The organism is Streptomyces coelicoflavus, assembly GCF_003112555.1.
Classification (GTDB): Bacteria; Actinomycetota; Actinomycetes; order Streptomycetales; family Streptomycetaceae; genus Streptomyces; species Streptomyces coelicoflavus.
Genome location: NZ_BEWB01000016.1, coordinates 148,925 through 171,595, shown reverse-complemented (window position 1 = coordinate 171,595; position 22,671 = coordinate 148,925). Strand labels below are relative to the sequence as shown.

The following is a 22,671-nucleotide window of genomic DNA, read 5'->3' as shown; positions in this document are numbered from 1 at the left end:
ACCAGGATGCGACACGCCGTGCACGGCAATGGCCGCCCGCCTGCACGTCGTGGCCGCCTCTGGCCAAGTCCACGACGTGCAGGTCCTGCCTCTCCTGCTGGGCGACACCCAAGGCCGCGACCTGACCCCGGGAGGAAGGGCCGCAGCGGCGGACGGCCTCGGACTCTGTGGAGCGGGGCACGCGTGCGTCTGCCCGCACGCCCGCCGACGGGCTGGCGGGCGGGCAGGCGCACGGCGGGCCGACGCAGTGGCGGGACCGGCCCGGGGGCCGTCTCCACGCCGGTCGGCGCTGCCCGGCGGTCAGAGCGGGCTGTCCGCTCCGGTGCGCAGCCGGGCCATGTCGACCACGTGGTCCGCCGCGTCCACCACGACCGGGTCGTGCGTGGCGACCACGGTCACGCAGCCGTGGCGGCGGGTCGTCGCGGCGAGCAGGTCCACGAGGCCGGCCGCCCGTTCCCGGTCGACCGCGGCCGTCGGCTCGTCGACCAGCAGGACGTCCGGTTCGAGCAGCAGTGCGCGTGCGAGGGCGATGCGCTGCCGTTCCCCGCCGGACATCTGGTCCGCCCGGTGCCGCAGCCGGTGTCCCAGACCGACCTCGGACAGCAGCTCGGTGGCGCGGGCGCGTACCGCTCGCGGTGAGCGGCCGGCGACGGACGCCGCGGCCAGCAGTTGTTCGAGCGCGGTGAGGCCGCTGAGGAGGTTGCCGCTCTGGAAGACGTAGCCGATCCGCTCCCGGCGCAGCCGGGCCTGCTCGGCCGGGGACAGTCCCGCGATGTCCTCGCCCCCGAGCAACACCCGGCCCGCGTCCGGCCGCAGCAAGGCGCCCGCGACGGCCAGCAGGGTGGACTTGCCCGACCCGGAGGGGCCGACCAGCGCGGTCAGGGCGGCGGGCGCGAAGCTCACGGTCAGCTCGCTCAGCGCGGTGACGCGGGACTCGCCGCGGCCCAGTCGTACGGTGACGTCGAGAAGTTCGAGGCTCATCGGCCGGCTCCCAGCATGGTCATCGGGTCAACGGTGGTCACCTTGCGCAGCGTGACGGCGGTGCCGGCGAGGCCGACCAGGACGACCGTCGCCATGGTGTCGACGAGTGCTCCGGCGGGAAGGCTGAAGGGGACCTCGGAGCCGACCACCAGGCCCAGCACCGCGGCCAGCGCCGCTCCGAGCACCGCACCCGCCGTCACCACGATCGCGGCCTGCGCGAGGGTATGCCCCAGCAGCCGCGCCCGCGAGGCTCCCATCGCCCGCAGCAGGGCGAGTTCGGGGCGGCGCTGGACGGTCCACACCGCGAAGAAGGCGCCCACGACGAGCGGCGCGATGGCGTAGAGGAACGCCTGGATCGACGTCATCGTCAGACGCTCTCCGGTGTAGCCCGGAGCGGCGGCGTACGCGTCCTCGACGGTCACGGTCCGGGTGGTCAGGGCCCGGTCCGCCGCGGTGAGGTCCGCTCCGGCTCCGGCCTTGAGGGCGACCGCGCTGTACTGGTGCGGCGGCTCGACGTCGGCGGCCCGCGTGCCGGGTGTGGCGAAGCGGATGCGCTGCCAGGTCTCGACGGGCAGGTAGGCGACGGGGACGTGACCGTACGAGGAGCGCCCGGTCGTGCCGGTCACCTCGAGTTCGAGACCCAGGCGGTCGACGGTCAGGGTGTCGCCGACGCGTACGCCGTCCTTCACGAGCTGCTGCGAGACGACGACGCCGGACGGCCCGCCGGCGGACAGGGCCGTGCCGGAGGCGGCGCCGGGGTCGAGGAAGGAGCCGGGCTCGACACCGAAGGCGGCGAAGTCCACCTCCACCTTCCGGTCCGTGGTGCCACGGGCGATGGAGACGCCGAGCGGGGTGGCCTCGACGCCGTCGCGCTCGCGCCAGCCGTCCAGTTCCGCCCCGCCCACCAGGCTGCGGGCGAACTGGTCGGAGTCGGCCCCGCGGTCGAAGGCTAGGTGGGTCGCGGGGAGTCTGCGCAGCGCGGAGATGGTGTCGTCGCCGAGTCCGGTGGTGAAACCGCTGACGATGCCGACGAGCGCGGCGACGAGGACCACGACGCTACCCATCAGGAGAAAGCGGCCACGGGCCGCCTTCAGTTCGAGCAGAGCCAAGTACACGGGAAGGCCTTCCCAGGAAGAATGTTAGGGACACTGTGTCCCCAACATAGAAGATGGCGACACCGCGTCCCCAAGCGGGGGTCCGTCCGCCCGGAGCCGACCGCCTCCTACACTGACGACGTGCCCAAGATCCGTGCAGCCTCCGTCGCCGACCACCGGGCCCAGCAGCGTGCCGCGCTGGTCGCCGCGGCGCGCGAGATCCTGGAGGAGGGCGACGCCTCGGCCGTCACCTTCGCCGCGGTGGCCGCCCGCACCGGACTGGCCCGCAACAGCGTCTACAAGTACTTCGCCGACCGCGGACAGCTGCTGGCCGAGGTCGTGCGCGAGGCCGCGCCCCGCTGGACCTCCCGGATCCGCGCCGAAATGGCGGACGCCCAAACCCCCGAGGAAGCCGTGGCCGCCTACGTACGGGCGCAGCTGATCCTGGTGCGGGACGGGGAGCACCGCATCGCCCAGGCGCTGGCCGGCGACCGGGACGCGGCCGTGCTCAGAGAGGGCGCGGCACAGGCGCACGCGCAGATCCTGGAACCCCTGATCGCCGCGCTCACCGACCTCGGTGACGACGCCCCGCACCGCACGGCGCGCCTGCTCCAGGGCTTCGTCAACGCGGCCACCACGGCGGTGGAGTCCGGCGACGACTTCGACGCCGTGACCCGGCGGGCGGTCCGCCTGGCCACGGGAGCGGTGACCTCGCTCGCGGGACCGCCGTGACCCGGCCGGCGGCCCCACCGACGGCCGTTATCGACGCGGTCTGACGCGCCGGAGGTCCTGGCCGACGACGACCCTGCCGTCGTAGCCGCGCTGCGCCCACCGCTTCCACTTGCGCGGGTCGATCGGATTCGCGGCGACCTCGGAGATGTGCGAGAGCACGAGCGTGCCGACTTCGGCGCGCTGGGCGATCGGGCCGACCTTCTGGACCTCCACGTGGGACTGGAGGAGGTGGTCGACGAAGACCTCGGGTGCTTGCAGGCCCTCGACGCTGATCGCCTCGTGCACGAGGATGTCCGACCCCCTGGCCAGGGTGATCACGTTGTCGCTGTACGTGGTGTCGCCGGAGAAGGTGACCGAGCCGTGGTCGGTGTCGAAGCGGTAGGCGAACGAGGGGAACACCGGTCCGTGCGGCACCAGGATCGCGGAGACCCTGACGCGGTCGTCCTCCATCACCACGAACGGCTTCATCGGCGGTGCGGTGTTCGTGTGGTCGGCTCCGACCCCGGGCAGCTCGATCTCGTGGACGTCGGCGAGCCCCCGGACGTCCTGGATGCCCATGTCGCGCAGGAACACGTTGGTGCTGTACGCGTACGCGGCGTGGCACCGGTCGGTCAGCGCGGCCAGGCCCGGCGTCGGGTCGTCGGGTGCCACCGTCGGGGCGTCCCCGCCGCCGAACTTCGGCGGGAGCCCGCCGGCCGGGCCGGGGCCGTGGACGGGGACCGGACCGGTGAGCCGGTCGCCCTCCTGGTTGGGGACGCTTCCGCCGAGCAGGAAGAAGTTGTAGTAGTCGGCGACGTGGTCGGCATGCAGGTGGGTGATGAAGATGCCGCTGAGGGACGCCAGCGTGAGACCGGCCCGTATGTACTGGGTGACGGCCGAGCGTCCGCAGTCGACGACGTACGTGGCGCCGTCGACGACGAGCGCGCTGGAGATCCCGGCCCTCAGCGGGTCCACGGGCGGTCCCGCCTTGGTACCGAGCAGCACGAGCTCCAGGGGGCCCCACGGGGTCCCACCGGGGTGTCCGGAAGCTCCGGACCGGGTGTCCGCCGCCGCCGGGCCCGCACCGGCCAGCCCGAGAACCACCGGGGTGACGCCGAGAGCGGTCAGCACGGAGCGTCTGCCGACGTCGTGTCCGCCCTCGACGGGAGCTTCGGAACCGCACAGATCACACATGGTCATCCGCCTTGCCGGGTGAAGGGGTTGAAAGGTGAGAGACGAAAGGGCGCGCCGAATCGCCGGGAAGACTTGCACGGGCATTCGGGTCCGGCAATGGGGCCGAGAAATCCACCGGGCGGAATGTGGTGCAGGTCACGCCGGATTGAGGTCACTTCCGGGGAATCGCGCCCAGGCGGCTCGGACATCCCAGACACGTTCCCTTGGAGGGGTCCATGGTTTCCTGTATGGCGGCGGGCGTGGTCGGGTCCGTTGACAATTCCTGAGGGGCGTGAAATGCACACGGGCATGGACTTTCGTCAGCTGGAGTACTTCAGAGCCGTCGTCGGGGCGGGTTCCGTTTCGCAGGCCGCCAAGAATCTCGGGATGACGCAGCCGCCGGTGAGTCACGCCATCGCCAAACTGGAACGCGAGTTGGGGGTGCGCCTGCTGGAACGTACGGCGAAAGGAGTCCACCCCACCCAGGCCGGACTCCACCTCCTGGCCACCGGCGAGCGTCTGATCGCCGACCGCAACCGGGTCGTCGAGACGCTGCGCCTGATGGGCGAGGGCGCGGTCGGCGACCTCCATCTCGGTGTGGAGCCCATGGTCATCAACGAACTCATCGCCGACGTACTGGCGGAGTTCCTGGAGCAGGCGCCCGGCGCGCGCGTCAGCCTGGCCGACGTGACGCCCGACGTCATCGTCCAGCGGATCCTCGCCGGCGAGCTCGACATGGGGTGCATCCCCTTCGGCCCGCACCAGTTCGCCGGGTTCGTCGCGGACGGCTGCGACTGGCGGCCGATCCTGGACATCCCGATCAAGCTCGCGGTCCCCAGGTACCGCGCGGCGGAGTCGCATCCCGGCGGCAGGGGCTGGGGGCGCTGGATCCTGCCCGCCCGGATCCCCGCCTTCTCCGGCATGCCGGACGCCGCCGAGAAGGCCCTGGCCGGGGATCCCTCGTTCGGGGTCCTCGAAGTCTCCACGCCCCAGACCGCCCTCGCCTTCGTCGCCGCGGGCCTCGGCGTGGCCCCGGTGACCGAACGCATCGCCGGCCGCAGCGACTCCGTCGCCCTCCTCGACCCGCCGAGCTGGCTGCCGCCCATGCAGGCCACCCTCCTGTGGAAGCGCGGCTCGGAGGTGACCCCGCTGATGAGGCGGTGGATCGAGGCGACCCGCACCATCGCGGAGCACCGCCGGGCCATCGCCCCGTGACCCGGGCCATCGCCCCTTGACCCGGGCCATACAGGGAACCGCACAGCCCCCCTTCGCGCCCCGTATGGAAAGGCGAGGGGAATGCGAGCGAAAAGCCTGGGGAAATCCTTGAGTTGCGAGTGACGCGCGTCACATGAGGTCGGGCGTTCCGCGCACCGCCCGCCCGCCTGACACTGGATGAACCTGCTGGTCAGAGAGGTGTGACGGGGCAGTATCGAGTCGGCGCCCAACGCCCCGGACGCCCGCACCGGCCCCTCGGCACCCTTCACGGAAACCCTTGCCGCCTTCCGTACGACCGTGCCAGTCTCCTCGGCAATTCGACGGCGCAGGCGGCTTCGGATCGGTACGGGAAATGGCCCGGCACCGGATCGCTGCCCGCGTATTGGTTGCGCGAACCGACGGCTCGGCCCGGTTCCGTGAACGAAAAGAAGGGGTCGGTCAGTGATGGCGGAAAACATGAACGAGTCGGCGAACACCCCGGCGGGCCGCGAGCACATTCCCTTTACCGGGGCCGAATACCTGGAAAGCCTGAATGACGGCCGCGAGGTGTGGATCTACGGCGAGCGGGTGGAGAACATCGCCGAACACCCGGCCTTCCGCAACAGCGCCCGCATGGTCGCCCGCATGTACGACGCCCTGCACGACCCCGCGCGCAAGGACGTCCTCACCACGCCCACCGAGTGGGGCGGTTTCACCCACCGCTTCTACCGGGCGCCCGGCACCGTGGAAGAGCAGGTCGCCTCCCGCGACGCCATCGCCGAGTGGCAGAAGATCGCCTGGGGCTGGATGGGCCGCTCGCCCGACTACAAGGGCTGCTTCCTCGGCACCCTGGGCGCCAACGCCGAGTTCTACCGCGGCTTCGAGGACAACGCCCGCGCCTGGTACCGCAAGGCGCAGGAGAAGACCTGGTACATCAACCACGCCATCATGAACCCGCCGGTCGACCGCGGGCTCGGTGCCGACGCCGGCAAGGACGTCTTCATCCGGGTCACCAGGGAGACCGACGCCGGGTTCTACGTCAAGGGCGCCAAGGTGGTGGCCACGGGCTCGGCCCTCACCCACCACACCTTCGTCGGCCACGTCGGCCAGGTCGCCGTACAGGACCCGGCCTTCTCGCCCGTCTTCATCACGCCCACCAACGCCCCCGGCGTGAAGCTGCTCTGCCGTACCTCCAACGAGTACCGGGCGGCGGCGCTGGGCAGCCCGTTCGACTACCCGCTCTCCAGCCGGCTGGACGAGAACGACGCGATCCTGGTCCTGGACGACGTCTTCGTCCCCTGGGAGAACGCCTTCATTTACAACGACCTGGAGCAGGCCAACAAGTACAACATCCACTCCGGCTACCTGGAGCGCGCCTCGCTGCACGGCTGCACCCGGTTCGCCGTCAAGATGGACTTCCTGGTCGGCATGCTGGCCCGGGCGCTCGACGTCACCGGGGCCGGTCAGTTCCACGGCGTCATGTCCCAGCTCGGCGAGGTCATCGCCTGGCGCAACACCTTCTGGGCGCTGTCCGACGCGATGGCGAAGAGCGCGGTGCCGTGGAAGGGCGGCATGATCCAGCCCGACCCGCAGTTCGCCGGCGCGTACCGCGTGATGAACCAGCTCGCCATGCCGAAGATCAAGAACATCATCGAGCAGGTCGTCGCCAGCGGGCTGATCTACCTCAACTCCCACGCCAAGGACTTCGCCACCCCCGAGATCCGCGGTTACCTCGACACCTACCTGCGCGGCACCGGCGGCATCGACGCCGAGGAACGCGTCAAGGTCATGAAGATGCTCTGGGACTCCATCGGCACGGAGTTCGGCGCACGCCACGAGCTGTACGAGATCAACTACATCGGCAGCAACGACGTGACGCGCCAGACCAACCTGTTCGGCGCGCGCGGCAGCGGCCTCCTCGACCGTCTCAAGGACTTCGCGCAGAGCGCCATGGACGAGTACGACCTCGACGGCTGGACCGTGCCCGACCTCGTCGGCCCCGACGACGTCAGCATCCTCAAGCGCTGACCCCGCGCCGCTCCCGCTCCCACCCACCACAGGAGGCACCGTGGCCACGGCAATCGACGCCGCCCAAGTCACCTACGAGGCACCAGACCTCGCCCTGATGGAGAAGTTCCTGACCGCCTTCGGCATGACCAGGGTCGAGGGCAGCGACGACCGGACCCTGTACATGCGGGGCACCGGCACCCAGCACCACATCCATGTCACCCGCAAGGCCCCGGAACAGCGATTCGTCGGCGCCTCCATCGAGGTCGCCGGCCCCGACGACCTGGCCGAACTCGCCGCCCTGCCGGGGTCCTCCCCGGTCCGCGCGTCCACCGAGCCCGGCGGCGGTCACGAAGTCGTGATGACCATGCCCGACGGCATCGAGATCCGCGCGGTCTGCGGCCGGGCGAAGGCGGAACCCCTCCCCGAGCGCGCGCCGTTCGCCATGAACAACATCCGCGACAAGAACCGCCTGCACACCTCCGTCCGGCAGTCCGTCGCCCCCTGCACCGTCGCGCGCCTGGGCCACTTCGTGCTGCACGTCAAGGACCACGACGCGTCCATGGCCTGGCTGAACGAACGGTTCAACTTCCTGCCCTCCGACCACTTCGTGCCGCCCGGCGAGGACGGACCGATCGTGGGCACGTTCGTCCGGCTGGACCTCGGCGAGCAGCTCGTCGACCACCACTTCATGCTGCTGCTGGAGTCGGACTGGGTGGGCGTCCACCACAGTGCCTTCGAGGTGACCGACATGGACGCGGTGATGTCGTCGCACGACTACCTCGTGCAGGAGGGGTTCAGCCTCGACGTCGGGGTCGGCCGCCACCTCCTCGGCAGCCAGATCTTCGACTACTGGAAGGACCCCTTCGGCTTCCGCATCGAGCACTACACCGACGGCGACGTCGTGGACGCGAGTCACCGCCCGACCCGGTTCAACGGCACCGCCTCCGAGACCACCCAGTGGGGCAACCGCCCGCCCCTGGAGTTCTTCCGGTGACCGGCACCGCGCACAAGGACCCGGCCGAAGCGCTGACCGGGACGGTACGGGACCGGCTGGCGCGCGCCGGCTCGGCCACGGTCGCCAACATGCTGCTCCGGCGCGGCCTGCGCAACGTCCTCATGACCGGCGTACGGCCCCTCACCGCGGGGCAGCGGCCACTGGTCGGCCCGGCCTACACCCTGCGCTTCATCCCCGCCCGGGAAGACCTCGACACCCTCGCCGGCTACGCGAGCAGCGACCACCTGCACCGGCGGGCCGTCGAGGAGTGCCCGCCCGGCGCGGTGCTGGTGATCGACGCCCTCGGCTCCACGGCCGCCGCCTCCATGGGCGACATGATGGCGGCGCGCCTCAAGCGCCGCGGCGTGTCGGGCGCGGTGACCGACGGCGGCTACCGGGACTCCGCCGCCGTCGCCCGGACCGGCCTGCCCTGCTTCCACCGGGACAACGCCCCGCGGGCCACACCCGTCGCCCTGCACCCGGTCGCCCTGGACGAGCCCGTGGGCTGTGGCGGCGTCGCCATCTACCCGGGCGACGTCCTGCTGGGCGACGCCGACGGCGTTGTGGTCGTCCCCCGCCACCTGGTGGCGGAGGTGGCCGCCGAGGGCGCCGACGCCGCCGCCTACGAGGAGTTCGCCGCCCTGCAGATCGAAAGGGGACGGTCCCTCTTCGGGCTCTTCCCCGGCACGTCCGAGAGCCGTCAGGAATACGACACGTGGGTGGCAGCGGGCCGCCCCGGTTTGGAGTGAAGAAGTGGACATCAACGCCGAGACGATGAAGTCCCTGGAGGTCCTGATCCACGCTGCGGACCTCGACGAGGACAACTGGATCGACTACCCCGACTACGGCTTCCGCCAGTACTTCCTGTTCAAGAACGCCGAGACCGGCGCCAGCATCGCCCTCCTCGACTACGACCGGGGCGGCACCATCCCCACCAGGCACACGCACGCCTCGAACCAGTTCATGTACTGCCTCGAAGGCGACTACGAGTACACCGACTCGGGCCTCAGGCTGCGCCCCGGCTCCTTCTACATGAACCCCAAGGACCACCCGCACGGCCCGACCCTGGCGCACGAGCGCAGCAGGCTGATCGAGATCTACGACGGCCCGCACTACTACGAGAAGCCCGAGTACCACACCGACGAGACGATCGGCGACTTCCTTGCCAGGGACTGAATCGCCGGCCCGTACCCGACTCCCCTTCGAATTCGAAATCCGCGACGTTGATGAGGCGATGATGAGCGAGACGAACAGCACCGTGTTCGACACCGGGAAGGTGCTGGCCGAGTTCGGCCTGGACCACGTGCACTCCGGGACCTACGCCGACTCGCTCGGCTGGGGGCCCGTCGAGGACCGGCCGGTCATCGAGGCGCAGTGCCCGGCCGACGGCGAGACCGTCGGCCGGATCGCGGCCTCGGACGCGCGGGACTACGAGGCCCTGGTGAGTGCCGCGGTCGAGACCCAGAAGAAGTGGCGCATGGTGCCGCCGCCCCGGCGCGGTGAATTCGTGCGCCGCATCGGGCAGTTGATCGAGCAGCACCTCGACAGCCTGGCCGGGATCGTGTCGCTCGACACCGGCAAGTCGACGATGGAGGCCAAGGGCGAACTGCGCGAGGCCGTCGACATGTCCACCCTGGCGGCCGGCCAGGCGCGGATGCTGTACGGCTTCACCCAGCAGTCCCAGCGTGCCGAGCACCGCATGTACGACCAGTGGCTGCCGCTGGGAGTCGTCGGCCTGATCAGCGCGTACAACTTCCCGGCCGCCGTCTGGGCGCAGAACGGCTTCCTGTCCGCGATCGCCGGCAACACGGTGATCTGGAAGCCGAGCCCGAAGGTGCCGCTGACGGCGATCGCGGTGCAGAAGCTGGTCAACCGGGCGGCGGCGGAGCTGGGCTGCGAGGGTGTCTTCTCGCTCTTCCTCCCCGAGGACGACGCGGTCGCCGAGCGGCTCGTCGCGGACACCCGTGTCGCGATGATCTCGTTCACCGGCTCCACCGGTGTGGGCCGCAAGGTCGCCGACACGGTCGGTTCGACCCTCGGCCGCAGGTACCAGCTGGAGTGCTCGGGCAACAACGGCTGCATCGTCGACGAGAGTGCCGACCTGGAACTCGCCGCCAGGGCCCTCACGTTCGGCGTGGTCGGCACGACCGGGCAGCGCTGCACCAGCACCCGCCGCGTGATCGCCCACGAGAGCATCGCCGGCGAGCTGGTCGAGCTGATGAAGAAGGCCTTCGACCAGATCACCGTCGGCGACCCGCGCGAACGGGACACCGTCGTCGGCCCCCTGATCGACCGGCGCGCGGTGCGGGACTACCAGGACGTCCTCGCCGGCGCCGAGCGCGAGGGCGCCACGGTGGCGTACGGCGGCCGGGTGATCGACCGCCCCGGCCTGTACGTCGAGCCGGCCATCGTCACCGGGGTGCGTCCGCACTTCGCCATCGCCCGGTCGGAGACCTTCGCGCCGATCGTCTCGGTCCTCACCTACCGGGACCTCGACGAGGCCATCGAGATCCACAACGGCGTGGCCCAGGGCCTGGCCTCGGGCATGCACAGCACCAACCTCACCCACATCGAGACGTTCCTGTCCGCCCGGGGCAGCGACTGCGGGATCGTCCGCATCAACATGGGCACCACCGGCGCCGACGTCGGTTCCGCCTTCGGCGGCGAGAAGGAGACCGGCGGCGGCCGGACGGCCGGCTCGGACGCCTGGAAGGGCTTCATGCGGCGCCAGAGCGTCTGCGTGAACTGGGGCGGCACCTCCGCCTGGGACAACCGGATCGACCTCTGAGAACCACCACCCCTGGAACCCCCGCACCCCCTGGAACTCCGAGAGACCCGAGGATCACCACCATGAAGAAGGAACGTTTCTGCTCCGACGCGGTGCGCGAGCCCGCGGACGGCATGTGGTCGAACTGCCTGCGGGTGGACGACCTGATCATGATCTCCGGCATGACGGCGCGCGGCCGCGACGGGGAGACCCTTGTGGGCGACACCGCCTACACCCAGGCCAGGACCGTCTTCCAGAAGATCAAGAACCTGGTCGAAGCGGCCGGAGCGGCCATGGACGACATCGTCAAGATGACGATCTTCGTCACCGACATGAAGGACAACGCCGAGGTCTGGAAGGCCCGCCGGGAGTTCTTCACCGGCGACTTCCCGGCCTGCTCCCTGGTCCAGGTCGCGGCACTCGCCAAGCCCGGGATCCTCCTGGAGATCGAAGCCGTCGCCGTCGCGGGCTGCAGCGCGGACTGACCGCGCGTGGTCACTTTCTTGGAGGGGTAGGAACTGTGTCCTCACACACCGGAATTCCCAGATCCACCGAGTCGGCCCTGGCGGCAGCGGCGGAGGATCACGCTCTGGTCAGCGTGCCCGCGGCGGACCGGAAGAGCGGCTACCAACTCGCCCTCAGTCCGGTCAGCGTCGCGACCGCGCTCGTCGTGTTCGCCATCGCCGGCTTCACCGTCGTCCTGGCCGGCTTCGCCGTCGGTCTCACCGTCGGCGTGCTCGTCGCCGCCTTCGCGGTCCTCCTCGGCAGGTCCCTCGGCCGGATGGCGTTCGAGACCGGCATGTCCTCCACCCTCACCTCCCGGTTCTTCGGGTTCGGCTTCGTGGGGTCGGCGCTCGGTTCGATCGTCTTCGCGTTCATGATCCTCGGCTTCCTCGCCGTGGAGGCCGCCCTGCTCTACCAGGGCACCCTGCTCATGTTCGACCTGCCCGACTCGTGGCCGAACCGCATCCTCATCTACGGCCTGATGACGCTGGCGTGGATCACGCTCGCCGTCTTCGGCCTGAAGTTCGCCCTGCGCGCGTCCGGTGTGCTGACGGCCGTCACCCTGCTCGTCACGGTCTACATGATCGTGCACATCTACGTGATCCAGGGCGCCGACCCGACGGAGGTGTTCGGCTACGGGGGCGTGGTGCCCGGCGGTGTGTGGCCGCGCTTCGAGGCCGCCGTGGGGGTCATGGGCGCGACCGCCGGCACGATCGCACTGGTCACGACGGACTTCGCCCGCTACTGCCGCACGCGCCGCGACGTCACGATCCTCGCGGCCGCCGGCCCCCTCACCCAGAACGTCCTGATGACCGTCCTCGGGTCGCTCGTCGTGATCGGCGGCATGCCCGAGGTCGTCGACCACCTCATGGCCCACAACACCGACCTGGGCCGGGAGGCCGCCGCCGCGGCGGGCAGCACCTACGTCATGCAGAACACGGGTGCCTTCTTCGTCGTCTTCGCGGGCTGGGCGGGGTTCATCACCATCTACGCCGCCCAGGCCAAGGCGCAGGCCATCAACGCCTACTCCGGCTCGCTCTCCCTGGTGAACCTCGTCGACTCGCTCACCGGCCGCAAACCGGGCCGCGCGGTCATGGTGGTGGCCGGCAACATCGTCGCCCTGGTGATGATCGCCGCCGGAATCCTGGAGAAGTTCACCGACTACCTGGCCTACCTCGGTTCCATGACACTCGGCATTTGCGGCGTGATGATCGCCGACTACTACCTCGTACGACGCGCCCGTTACGACCGGAGCACGCACCGGGTGGAGCGGTGGAACTGGGCCGGAGTGATCACCCTGGTGCTGTCCGCCGCCGTCGGCATCGCCCTGATGGCCACCGACGTGTTCTCCCTCGGGTTCCTGGTCTCCTTCGCGCTGACGCTCGTCGTCTACCCGGTGCTGCGGCGCGTGCTGCCCGAGGGCACCGGCACCTCCTTCGTCTCCGACCAGGAGGCCGCGGAGGAAGCCGTCTGAAGCCGGCCGGCGGGTGCGAGGGGACGCCCGCACCCGCCGGTCCACCCGAGCCCGTCACTTCCACCGGCCCCGCACGCGGCCGGACCCATGAGTCAAGGAGGTCGAGATGACCGACATCATGTGGGACTCCGAGATCTACGAGAAAGCGGCCGACGCCGGCACCCCCGGGTCGGGCCCCGCGGCCCCGTCGCTCGCCGATCCCCGTCAACTGCGCAACGCCCTCGGCAACTTCGCCACCGGCGTCGTCGTCCTCACCTACGAGTCCGGCGGCGAGTACTACGGCATCACCGTGAACTCCTTCACCTCCGTCTCGCTCGACCCGCCCCTGGTGCTGGTCTCCATGCAGCGGACCTCACGGTCGCTCACGTACCTGCTGGAACGCCCCTTCGCGGTCAACGTCCTGGGGGACGACCAGCTCGACACCGCCCTGCACTTCGCGGGAAAGCCGCAGTCGCGGCCCGTCGCCTGGGTCGAGGACGGGGCCGCCGCACCGAGGATCGGCGGCTCACCCGCCTACTTCCAGTGCACGCCGTGGGCCGGGTACGACGGCGGGGACCACGTCCTGGTCCTCGGCCGGGTCGTGTCCCACGGCCAGCGGGACGGCACCAGCCCGCTCCTCTTCTACCGGGGCCAGTGGAGCGCGCTGGCCCAGGAATCCGACGACCCCGAGGGGAGGCGGCCATGACGGTCCGCGCGGAACAGGACGGTGCCGTCGGCGAGTTGCTGACGGTCCTCGACGACATCTACCCGCTGCTCCAGCGCGAGGCCGCGGACAGCGAACGCCTGCGGCGTCCGACACCGGCCGTGCAGGAGGCGCTGCGCGCGAGCGGCGTCTTCGGTCTGATGGCGCCGGCCGCACTCGGCGGCATGGAGGCGACCCCGCTCCAGATCATGCGGGTCATGGAGAAGCTGTCCCACGCCGACGCCTCGCTCGGCTGGCTCGTGCGCGCCGTGGCGAGCGAGACGGCGACCGCCGCCACCTACCTGGGTGACGAGGCGGTGGCCGCCCTCTTCGCCGAGGGCACCTTCCCCCTGGTGGCGGGCCAGTCCACCGCTTTCGCCGGCCGTGCGGTGCGCGTCGGGAGCGGCTACCGGGTGAACGGCACCTGGCAGTTCGCCCCCGGGGTGTCCATGGCCACCCACCTCAACCTCGCGGTGACCGTCGAGGGAACGGGACAACGGCTGGTCTGCCTGGTGCCCCGGCCGGCCCTGCGCATCAGCGACAACTGGGACATGCTCGGCCTGCGCGCGACCTCCAGCCTCGACTACCGGGCCGAGGAGCTGCTGGTCGACGACAGGTACGTGTTCGCCGTGGGCCCGCGTTCTCCGCGCGGCCGCGCCGCGAACGGGCCGAGCCCCGCCCTGATGGCGGGCCTGCACCAGGCGGCCTGGTCCCAGGGCGTCGGCCGGCGCATGCTCGACGAACTGCGCGAGCTGACCCGTCGCAAGGACCCCGCCGAGGGGTCCCCGGTCACCAGCGACGAGTTCTTCGCCGAGTTCGCCCGCCACTACTCGCACGTCCGGGGCACCCGGGCCCTGCTGCGGGACACCTGGCGCGACAACGAGGCCGCCCTCGCGACCGGCGCGCAGCTGAACGACGAGCAGGAGACCATGTCGCGCCTCGCATGCAGCCTCGCCACCCGGACCGCACTGGAGATCAGCCAGCTCGTGCACCGCTTCGCGGGCGCGCAGGTCATGCGGGACGGCGTCCTTCAGCGCTTCTTCCGCGACAGCCACGCCGGAAGCCAGCACCGGGGCTCCTCGCACATCGTGACGCAGAAGTGCGGCCGCATGCTGTCGGGCACCCTGCCCACTGGTTCGCACTGGGGATTCTTCGACCTCGTCGTCCCCGGGACCACCGCCGCAGGCGCCTGAGGAAGGAAACACGGATGAGACTGGCAACGATCCGCACGCGCACGGGAACGAGCGCCGCCCGACTCGACGGTGAGGTGTTCACGGAGATACCCGGCCACGCCGACGTCGGCTCCCTGCTGGCCGACGAGGACTGGCGGCAGGTCGCACGGACGGCCACCGGCGGCCAACGGCACCGCCGGGACGAGGCCGAGCTGCACACCCTGGTTCCGCATCCCTCCCACGTGGTGTGCGCGGGACTCAACTACAAGGCGCACATCAAGGAGATGGGCCGCGAGCTGCCGGCCCACCCCACGCTCTTCGCGAAGTTCGCCGACACCCTGACCGGTCCCGCCGATCCGGTGGCGACCGTGCCGGAGGACCCGGAGATGGACTGGGAGGGGGAGCTGGCCGTCGTCGTGGGGCGCCCCGCCTACCGGGTGCGGGAGGAGGAGGCGGGCCGGTACATCGCCGGATTCACGGTGGCCAACGACATCTCGATGCGCGGATGGCAGAACCGCACCACCGAGTGGCTCCAGGGCAAGATCTGGGCCCGTACCACCCCCGTGGGGCCCGTCCTGGTCACCCCCGACGCATTCGACCCGGCGGGTGCGACACTGCGCACCACCGTCAACGGCGTCCCGGTCCAGGAAGACCCGGTCGCGGACCTGCTGTTCGGCCCGGAGTACCTGGTCGCGTACGTGTCGACCATGATCCCGCTCCGCCCCGGCGACCTGATCCTCACCGGCACCCCCGGCGGAGTGGGCCGGGCCCGGACCCCGAGCTGGTATCTGAGGGCGGGAGACCGGGTCGAGGTGAGCGTCGACGGCATCGGCACCGTCTCCACACCGATCACCTGACCGGCGCGGGCGACCGTGGCCCGCCGCGGCGCTAGAGGCCGAACTCGAGGTGCTCGATGTCCGTGAACCGGACCTCCTCCAGGCTTCCGGCGCGACGGCCGCTGTCCTGGAAGTACACCTCCTTGAGTGCCTCGGCGGCGATCTGCTGGAGCTGCTGGTCGCCGGCGCCCTGCTCCCGGGCGTCGAAGAGACGGGCGGCGTACGGGGGCGGCAGGGCGACGGTCAGGTGCCGGAGGCGGCCCTCGTCCGTCGTGCCGACCGGCGCGGTGTAGCCGATCCTGGCGCGGGTGTCGATGACGATGCCGCCGGTGGTCGCCGCAGTCCGCCGCGCCCTGGCACGGACCTGCGGCTGCCAGCGCTTCTTCACCTCGCCCTCCAGGCGGGCGGCGAGGTCCGGACGGGGCTTCTTGATCTGGTCCTTCACATACCGCTCGACGGTGCGCTGGGAGACGCGCAGCAGCTGGGCGACCGCGCGGGTGCCCTTCATCTGCCGGACCAGGTACCGCATCTGCGCGGGCGCGCCCTTGGGCGCCGGGCGGGTGAACGCCTTGTGCACCGCGGCGTCCAGGCTGTCCCCGAACATGCTCATCGCGCTCTACCTACTCCCCGGTGTCCCGGTCGGTGACCGTGCCGTCCTTGATGTACCGGGCGAGGTTGAGGTCCGGGGCGTCGAACTGCTCACGCACGCCCTCGCCCCACAGCACGCTCTGGGTGCCCTCGTGCTTGACCAGGCCCGGGTTGACGCCGAGTCTGAAGCCGCCCGGCAGCGGTTTGCCGTCGCGGTAGGGCAGGAAGTCCAGCGGCGACGGTCCGTCGGAGGCGTAGACGGCGCAGTCGGAGAGGACCGCCACCGGGTACTGACCGGTGAAGGCGGCATGCTTGACGATCTTGCGGTGCATGTTGATCCGGGTCCGGGAGATGACGGCGGCGCGGATGTCCGGACGCCAGGTCGGCCGGGCGAGGGCCCGCCACGGCTGACCCGGCCGCCAGCCCTCGCCCCGGGGGCGCTCACGCAGCTTGCCGATGCCGCCCTTCACGGTCGCCTTGACCGCGGACACCACGATCGCCAGCTCCGGGTCACGCTGCCGGTAGCCGTCCATCGCCCTCAGAAACTCCTCCGGCGACAGCTCCGCGCCCACACCGAGATCGGCCATCGTCGCGAGGTAGGCGTCGCGCAGCCGGTTGTACCAGCCGTCCAGGTAACGCCCGTTGTCGTGGCGCACCCATGCCTCGGCCGGGCGCACGTCGTAGCCGAGTTCCACCGCGTACGCCACGGTCGGCGTGGCGTACCAGGCCGGGCCCGTGGGGCGCTCGCCCTTCGGTGTGAACGGGCTGGGCAGCAGCTCCCCGTCCAGGTCCACCCATGTGTCCTTGCCGGCCTTCACCCGGGACAGGTCGACGTGGGACAGGTCGACCAGCCACGAGCCGGGCAGCTTCGGGTCGAACACCGGCTTCCTGACGTGGGTGGGCGCACCGAGACCGACGGCCAGGCCGTTGGCGCCGGCGGCGAAGGCCATGTTCACGTCGATGCCCACCAGGTGGCGGCGCAGGCATTCGGCGTCGGTGAGCGGGCGCGCCCAGTCGTACGCCTCCTCCGCCAGGACCTCGGCCGGGGTGCGCTGGTGGAAGCGCGGCAGATCGGCGAGGAGCGGGTGCCCGTCGGGGGCCTCGCAGGGTGCGCAGTCCACCGGATCCCTGCCCAGCGAGCCGGGGTTGTGCTCGCAGTGCCGCTTCCCCGTCGCGTCGGGTTCGGAGGCGCGGGTCGGCGGGTGCAGCGCGGTCATCAGCTCCAGACCCGTGACGGCGGTGGAGCCGCGCGGTGTCATCACCCGGGTCGCATACGTGCCCAGCAGGCGGGCCAGATCCGCCGGCGGCAACTGCCCCGCGTGCGCCCAGTGCCGGGTGTCCAGGGCGTCCCACGACGGGATGCACACCTGCACGCACGCCCGCTCCGAACCCTGCGCGGGGCGGTAGATCCTCGCCCACGGCCCGAAACCACGCTTGGTCAGCTGCCAGTCGGCACGCGACAGCTGCTTGACGACCTTGTGGCCCTGCGGGATCCGGCCGGCCAGCCGCTCCTCCCTGGAGAGCGAGACGGGCAGGCCGTAGCGCTCGCACGCGGCCTCGCTCAGCACGATCAGCGGGTCGGCGTCCTTGCCCGACCCGGACAACCTCGGCTGACCGAGCCGCCCTTCACGCAGCGTCCACTCCACCAGGGCGGGCAGCGACTTCGCCGGCACGTCCAGGACCAGCCCACCGACGCAGTACGCCGACACCCGGCCGTCCGCATCGACGTCGACGACCGCCAACGGCCCGTTCTCGAACCGCGCGTCGGCGTCACCCGCAGGTGCGTTCGCGGCGACGGCCTTCCTCGTGGCCGGACGCCGCGATGCGGGCCGGGTCGTGGCCGCCGGGCGCGGGGCGGGGGCGGCGCGGCGCGTGTTCGCGGGCTCCGCGGCCGGGCGTGCGGGTGCGGTGCGGGCTTGTGCCGGTTCGACTGCGGGTGGCGCGGGGGTGGCCGGTACGGCAGGCGTCTCGGGGACGGCCGGTACGGCAGGGGCCGCGGCGGGCTCGGGGGGTTCCTGAGCGGTGGCGGGGTAGAGCTGGGCGAGGTGCTTGAGCATGCGGGCGTACGCGTCGCGCTCCGGCGGCCGCGGCTCGGTCTTGCCGGCCTCCCAGCCGCTGACCGTCGCGCGCCGCACCTGAAGTGCAGCGGCCACCTCGTCCAGTGTCAGGCCGTGCGCCTGGCGCAGTCGCCTGCGTTCCGCCGGAGGCGGCAACGGGGAGCGGGACGCGACGAGCGCGTCGATCCGGTCGAACAGCTCGGACATGCGAACCTCCTGCCCCGACCTTAGCAAGAAGCGCACATTTCACGCTCACTTCGCGTACGAAACGCGTACGGATCGCGTAAAGGGGGGCGGGCAGGTCTTACTGCGCGGGAGGTTCGGTGGCGAGGATGCCGCTCAGGAGGGTGTCGACGCTCCAGCGGCGACGCTCGGCGGGGGCGCCGGCGACGAGGTTGTCGGCCTGGGCCCGGACGTGGGGCAGGGTTTCGGGCGAGGCGTTGACCAGGGCGTGGCGCAGCTGGATCCAGTCGCGTTCGGCGTTGGAGTCCTCGCGCTGGGTCGAGTGTTCGGCGGCGGAGGCGGTGGAGAGCTGGAGCATGAGGTCGACGCCCCAGGCGGCCTGGCGGTCGGGGACGCCGCCCTCCGCGAGCAGGGAGAGCAGTGACTCCAGCAGGGCGAGGTAGTTCTCGCCCGCGGCTCTGGCGGTCAGGGCCGCACGGGCGAGCGCCGGGTGGGCGAAGAGGACCTGCTCGTAGCTGGCCAGCACGGTGTCCAGGCGCTCACGCCAGTCGCCGCCGGAGTCGGGGTTCAGGTCGACGCGGCCCAGCAGGCGGTCCAGGATCGCGGCGTGCAGTTCAGCGGTGTTGGCGACGTACACGTACAGCGAGGCCGGGCCCGTGTCGAGGGCCTGGGCGAGGCGGCGCATGGTGACGCGCTGCAGACCGTCCTGCTCCATGAGCAGGACGGCGGCGTCGATGATGCCCTCACGGGTCAGGGCAGGTTTGGCGGGCCGCTCGCGGCGGCTCTGCGGAGTCGGCATGCCAGGGATCCTACGTCGAAACAGGTTCGCACCGAACATGTTCGCAGGCCGCACAGCGCTACGAACTTGTTCGTAGCGAACATGTTCGCTACCGTGGATGCCGTATTACCCAGACGATCCAGACGATCCCCGGCCCTTCGGAGTCCCATGAGTACGAGCCACTCCCCCGTCGCGATCATCGGCGGTGGTCTCGGCGGTCTGACGGCCGCTCGCGTCCTGCACGTCAACGGCATCGAATCCGCGGTCTTCGAACTGGAGGCATCACCCGCCGCCCGCACTCAGGGCGGGATGCTCGACATCCATGCCGCGAACGGCCAGAAGGCCCTGCACGCCGCCGGACTCCACGACGACTTCCTCAAGATCGTTCACGTGGGCGGCGAGTCGATGCGACTGCTCGGGCCCGACGGCACGGTGCACATGGCCGAGGAGGACGACGGTTCCGGCGAGCGGCCGGAGGTGGACCGCGGAGACCTGCGCGACCTCCTGCTGAACTCCCTGCCCGAGGGCACGGTCCGATGGGGCCGCAAGGTCACCGGGACCCGGGCCCTGGACGGCGGCCGGCACGAGGTGACGTTCGCCGACGGCTCGGTCGTCACGACCGACCTCCTGATCGGCGCCGACGGCGCCTGGTCGCGGGTGCGGCCGCTGGTCTCGGACGCGAAGCCCGCCTACACCGGCATCTCGTTCGTCGAGACGGACCTGCTCGAGGCCGACACACGGCATCCGCGCGGTGCCGCACTCGTCGGCGACGGCTTCTTCATCTGCCTCGGGGACGAGCGCGGCATCCTCGCCCACCGGGAGACCGACGGCAGCCTGCACGTGTACACCGCGCTCAGGACCGACGAAGGCTGGCTCGACACCGTCGACTTCACCGACCACGCCGCCGCCAAGGCCGCGGTGCTGTCCCGCTTCGAGGGCTGGGACGACGGGCTGCGCGCCCTGGTGGCCGACGCGGAGACGATCACCCCGCGGCGCATCCACGCCCTGCCGACGGGACACCGCTGGGAGCGGGTGCCGGGAGTGACCCTGCTGGGTGACGCCGCGCACCTCATGTCGCCCTTCGCGGGCGAGGGAGCCAACCTGGCCATGCTCGACGGCGCCGAACTCGCCCTGGCCGTCGCCGCACACCCGGGCGACACCGAGGCCGCCCTGGCCGCCTACGAGCAGGCGCTCTTCCCGCGCAGCGAGGCGTCCGCCGCCGAATCCGCCGCCAGCCTGGAGACGATGTTCGGGCCACGGGCCCTGGAGCGGATGGTCGAGTTCTTCGCAGCCGCCCCCGACGACGCCGGCACCGGCGACGGGGCAGGGGAAGCGCGGTGACCCCGCTCCGCCGGCAGACCGTGCGGATACGGCCCCATCTGGACCTCGACGTACGTGTGGGCGGGGAGGGCAGCCCCGTTCTCGTCCTGCACGGCGCCCCCGGTCCCGCCGCCCTCACCGCCCTGGCCGAGCACCTGGCACGGAGCCACTACGTGGTGGCCCCCACGTACCCGGGCTGGGAGGGGACCGCACGGCCCGACGACCTTGACTCGGTCCCGGCCCTCGCGGCCGTCTGCCTGGAGCTGCTCGACCGCCTGGGACTGAGCCGGGTGACGGTGGTCGGCACCTCCTTCGGCGGCTGGGTCGCCACCCAGGTCGCCCTCGACGGCCGCGAGGGCCAGGTCTCGCGGCTCGTCCTCATGGACGCCATCGGCCCGGTGATCCCCGGCCACCGGATCACCGTGCCCAGCGGTCCCCCGACGCCGCGGCCTTCCGATCCGGCAGCCCGCCCGCCTGCCCGGGGCGGACCCCCGGCGCGGACGACGGCCGCGCTGCGCGCCTACGCCGGACCCGACATGGAGGATCCCGGACTGCTGCCACGTCTGGGCAGGCTCGCCCTGCCGGTGCTGGTGATCTGGGGCGGGGACGACACCGTCGTCACCCCCGCCTACGGCCGGGCCTACGCGGACGCGTTCCCGCAGTCGCGCTTCGCGCTCGTCCCCGGTGCCGGCCATCAGCCCCTGCGTGAGGAGCCCGAGGCCGTCCTCGCCCTCCTCGACGACTTCCTCGGCCCGCAGGACCGGACCGGACGTCCCTGACGTGCCTGACGTGCCTGACGCCTCCGACGTGCCCTGGAGCTCCTGAAGCCCCGGTAGCCCCGAAGCTCCTGACACCCGTCGCCGACACTCCGTCTCCGCCACTCGTATCCCAGGAGCATCATGACCAAGATCGCGATCATCACCGCAAGCACCCGCCCTGCGAGGGCCGGCGCACACGTCGCCCAGTGGGTCCTCGAGCAGGCGCGGAAGCGGGGTGACGCCGTCTACGAACCGATCGATCTGGCCGAGGTCGACCTGCCCCCGATCGACGAACCGTTCCCGCCCGCCACAGGCCGGTACACCCAGTCCCACACCCAGCGCTGGGCCGACACTGTCGCCTCCTACGACGGCTACGTGATCGTCACCCCCGAGTACAACCACTCCTTCCCCGGCACCCTGAAGAACGCCCTCGACCGCGTCTACGCGGAATGGAACAACAAGGCCGCCGGCCTGGTCTCCTACGGTGTCGACGGCGGCGTACGCGCAGTCGAAGCCCTGCGCCCCGTACTCGGCGCCCTGCAACTCGCCGACGTCTCCGCCCAGGTGACCTTGAACCTGCGCACCGACTTCGCGGACTTCGGCGCGTCCTTCACCCCCGGAGAACACCAAGGTCCCGCCCTGACGACGCTGCTCGACCAGCTCGTCTCCTGGAGCAGCGCCCTCGCCCGAACCCGCGGCAATCCGTCCTGAGCCCGTGGCCCGGGGGGGCTGCCCTGGCCCTGAGGGGGCGGGCCACGGCCACGTCGTCCGCAGTATGAGACGTCCTTCCCGGCGGCAGCCGGCCTCTGCCACCATGCCCCCATGCAGCAGCAGCTGATTATCAGCGGCGGCGTGCCGGCACCGAGCCCGCGGGAGTAACCCTCCCCGCTTCACCGCCCGCACGCAGACCTCTCGCGCATCGCGAGGGGTCTTTCTGTTTTCCGGCCCCCCATCGGGGCCCCACGGAAGGGACACCCATGGAACACGCCCGGCTGACCGTCACACTCCGGCCCGGCCACGGAACGCTCGCACGCCTTGCCGCCATCCTCAACAACCACCACGTGCTCGACCTGGCGTACACCACCTCGTCACGGGACTCGGCCGCGGCCGTCGTACGCGTACCGCGGTCCGACGCCAAGCGCGCTCAGCACAAGCTGCGCAGACTCGTCGACGTGATCGACGTGTGCCTCGATCCCGCCCCGGCCGGCACCGCCGCGGAGACAGATCTCTGCCCACCCACGGCGGCTTCACGCTGACCCCGGGCCCTCGCGGCGGAGCGGCGGGAACGGATCCCGGTTCGCCCGTGGATCAGGCGTGCGCGGGCGGACCACCGCCGATGTTCGGCACACTGCACGCCGGAACCTGCGTCACCAACCGGGAGGACACCGACCGGAT

The 22,671-nt window shown here is 71.3% G+C and carries 22 protein-coding genes; 16 read left to right on the top strand and 6 right to left on the bottom strand.

All coding sequences use genetic code 11. The annotated features are described in order from the left end of the window. Positions 1–300 precede the first annotated feature (300 nt). Positions 301–981 carry an ABC transporter ATP-binding protein gene (locus Sco07f_RS33825; RefSeq protein ID WP_087792699.1) on the bottom strand — a complete coding sequence of 227 codons (681 nt, stop codon included), beginning with the start codon at positions 979–981 and terminating at the stop codon, positions 301–303. Next, on the bottom strand, positions 978–2,096 hold the full coding sequence (locus tag Sco07f_RS33820) for an ABC transporter permease (RefSeq protein ID WP_108990118.1): 1,119 nt from the start codon (positions 2,094–2,096) through the stop codon (positions 978–980). Before Sco07f_RS33820 ends, Sco07f_RS33825 begins: the two co-directional genes overlap by 4 nt. A gap of 120 nt (positions 2,097–2,216) precedes the next feature. Between Sco07f_RS33820 and Sco07f_RS33815 the strand changes: the two genes are divergently transcribed. Then, positions 2,217–2,807: a TetR/AcrR family transcriptional regulator gene (locus Sco07f_RS33815; RefSeq protein WP_087792697.1), complete on the top strand. Its 591-nt coding sequence runs from the start codon at positions 2,217–2,219 to the stop codon at positions 2,805–2,807. 27 nt (positions 2,808–2,834) lie between these two features. On the opposite strand, the gene Sco07f_RS33810 is transcribed toward Sco07f_RS33815, so the two are convergent. Continuing rightward, entirely contained in the window at positions 2,835–3,980 is a 1,146-nt protein-coding gene (locus Sco07f_RS33810; RefSeq protein ID WP_218030758.1) for an MBL fold metallo-hydrolase, read from the bottom strand. 276 nt (positions 3,981–4,256) lie between these two features. On the opposite strand from Sco07f_RS33810, the gene Sco07f_RS33805 reads away from it, so the two are divergent. The 11 genes from Sco07f_RS33805 to Sco07f_RS33755 all read left to right on the top strand — a co-directional run bounded on the left by Sco07f_RS33805 (position 4,257) and on the right by Sco07f_RS33755 (position 15,613). After that, positions 4,257–5,174: a LysR family transcriptional regulator gene (locus Sco07f_RS33805; protein WP_369695804.1), complete on the top strand. Its 918-nt coding sequence runs from the start codon at positions 4,257–4,259 to the stop codon at positions 5,172–5,174. A 444-nt stretch (positions 5,175–5,618) separates the two neighbouring features. Further along, positions 5,619–7,181, top strand: coding sequence for a 4-hydroxyphenylacetate 3-hydroxylase N-terminal domain-containing protein (locus tag Sco07f_RS33800; protein WP_159107012.1), 1,563 nt, complete (start codon positions 5,619–5,621; stop codon positions 7,179–7,181). Between the two features lie 40 nt (positions 7,182–7,221). After that, complete coding sequence (locus Sco07f_RS33795; RefSeq protein ID WP_244942202.1) at positions 7,222–8,157, top strand: VOC family protein; 936 nt, start codon at positions 7,222–7,224, stop codon at positions 8,155–8,157. Continuing rightward, positions 8,154–8,906, top strand: coding sequence for an RraA family protein (locus Sco07f_RS33790; protein ID WP_244942201.1), 753 nt, complete (start codon positions 8,154–8,156; stop codon positions 8,904–8,906). The genes Sco07f_RS33795 and Sco07f_RS33790 overlap by 4 nt, the downstream gene beginning before the upstream one ends. A 4-nt stretch (positions 8,907–8,910) precedes the next feature. Next, positions 8,911–9,333 (top strand): cupin domain-containing protein, encoded by a 423-nt coding sequence (locus Sco07f_RS33785; RefSeq protein ID WP_054099901.1) that lies wholly within the window; start codon positions 8,911–8,913, stop codon positions 9,331–9,333. Between the two features lie 61 nt (positions 9,334–9,394). Next, positions 9,395–10,945, top strand: coding sequence for an aldehyde dehydrogenase family protein (locus Sco07f_RS33780; protein ID WP_239110070.1), 1,551 nt, complete (start codon positions 9,395–9,397; stop codon positions 10,943–10,945). A gap of 62 nt (positions 10,946–11,007) precedes the next feature. After that, positions 11,008–11,409: a RidA family protein gene (locus Sco07f_RS33775; protein WP_108990114.1), complete on the top strand. Its 402-nt coding sequence runs from the start codon at positions 11,008–11,010 to the stop codon at positions 11,407–11,409. Between the two features lie 113 nt (positions 11,410–11,522). Then, complete coding sequence (locus tag Sco07f_RS33770; RefSeq protein ID WP_244942200.1) at positions 11,523–12,902, top strand: purine-cytosine permease family protein; 1,380 nt, start codon at positions 11,523–11,525, stop codon at positions 12,900–12,902. A 106-nt stretch (positions 12,903–13,008) separates the two neighbouring features. Next, positions 13,009–13,587 carry a flavin reductase family protein gene (locus Sco07f_RS33765; RefSeq protein WP_054099905.1) on the top strand — a complete coding sequence of 193 codons (579 nt, stop codon included), beginning with the start codon at positions 13,009–13,011 and terminating at the stop codon, positions 13,585–13,587. Next, positions 13,584–14,777, top strand: coding sequence for an acyl-CoA dehydrogenase family protein (locus Sco07f_RS33760; RefSeq protein WP_108990112.1), 1,194 nt, complete (start codon positions 13,584–13,586; stop codon positions 14,775–14,777). The genes Sco07f_RS33765 and Sco07f_RS33760 overlap by 4 nt, the downstream gene beginning before the upstream one ends. A 14-nt stretch (positions 14,778–14,791) precedes the next feature. Further along, complete coding sequence (locus Sco07f_RS33755; protein ID WP_108990111.1) at positions 14,792–15,613, top strand: fumarylacetoacetate hydrolase family protein; 822 nt, start codon at positions 14,792–14,794, stop codon at positions 15,611–15,613. A 31-nt stretch (positions 15,614–15,644) separates the two neighbouring features. Here Sco07f_RS33755 and tpg read toward each other — a convergent pair whose 3' ends face one another. The 3 genes from tpg to Sco07f_RS33740 form a co-directional block, all read right to left on the bottom strand. Continuing rightward, complete coding sequence (gene tpg, locus Sco07f_RS33750) at positions 15,645–16,202, bottom strand: telomere-protecting terminal protein Tpg (protein WP_087792688.1); 558 nt, start codon at positions 16,200–16,202, stop codon at positions 15,645–15,647. Positions 16,203–16,212: 10 nt separating this feature from the next. Then, positions 16,213–18,444, bottom strand: a complete 2,232-nt coding sequence (gene tap / locus Sco07f_RS33745) for a telomere-associated protein Tap (RefSeq protein ID WP_108990110.1) — start codon at positions 18,442–18,444, stop codon at positions 16,213–16,215. 97 nt (positions 18,445–18,541) lie between these two features. Then, positions 18,542–19,219, bottom strand: coding sequence for a TetR/AcrR family transcriptional regulator (locus Sco07f_RS33740; protein ID WP_164386938.1), 678 nt, complete (start codon positions 19,217–19,219; stop codon positions 18,542–18,544). A 147-nt stretch (positions 19,220–19,366) separates the two neighbouring features. Here Sco07f_RS33740 and Sco07f_RS33735 point away from each other — a divergent pair, with 147 nt between their 5' ends. The 4 genes from Sco07f_RS33735 (at position 19,367) to Sco07f_RS33720 (ending at position 22,532) form a co-directional block, all read left to right on the top strand. Then, positions 19,367–20,539 (top strand): FAD-dependent oxidoreductase, encoded by a 1,173-nt coding sequence (locus Sco07f_RS33735; RefSeq protein WP_244942199.1) that lies wholly within the window; start codon positions 19,367–19,369, stop codon positions 20,537–20,539. Continuing rightward, a complete protein-coding gene (locus Sco07f_RS33730) occupies positions 20,536–21,297 on the top strand; it encodes an alpha/beta fold hydrolase (protein ID WP_108990107.1) in 762 nt (253 codons plus the stop codon). The genes Sco07f_RS33735 and Sco07f_RS33730 overlap by 4 nt, the downstream gene beginning before the upstream one ends. Before the next feature lie 120 nt (positions 21,298–21,417). Then, the gene (locus tag Sco07f_RS33725) at positions 21,418–21,987 is read left to right on the top strand and encodes an NADPH-dependent FMN reductase (RefSeq protein WP_108990106.1); all 570 of its coding nucleotides are present in this window, start codon (positions 21,418–21,420) and stop codon (positions 21,985–21,987) included. Positions 21,988–22,253: 266 nt separating this feature from the next. Further along, positions 22,254–22,532 carry a hypothetical protein gene (locus Sco07f_RS33720; protein WP_108990105.1) on the top strand — a complete coding sequence of 93 codons (279 nt, stop codon included), beginning with the start codon at positions 22,254–22,256 and terminating at the stop codon, positions 22,530–22,532. Positions 22,533–22,671: the final 139 nt, after the last annotated feature.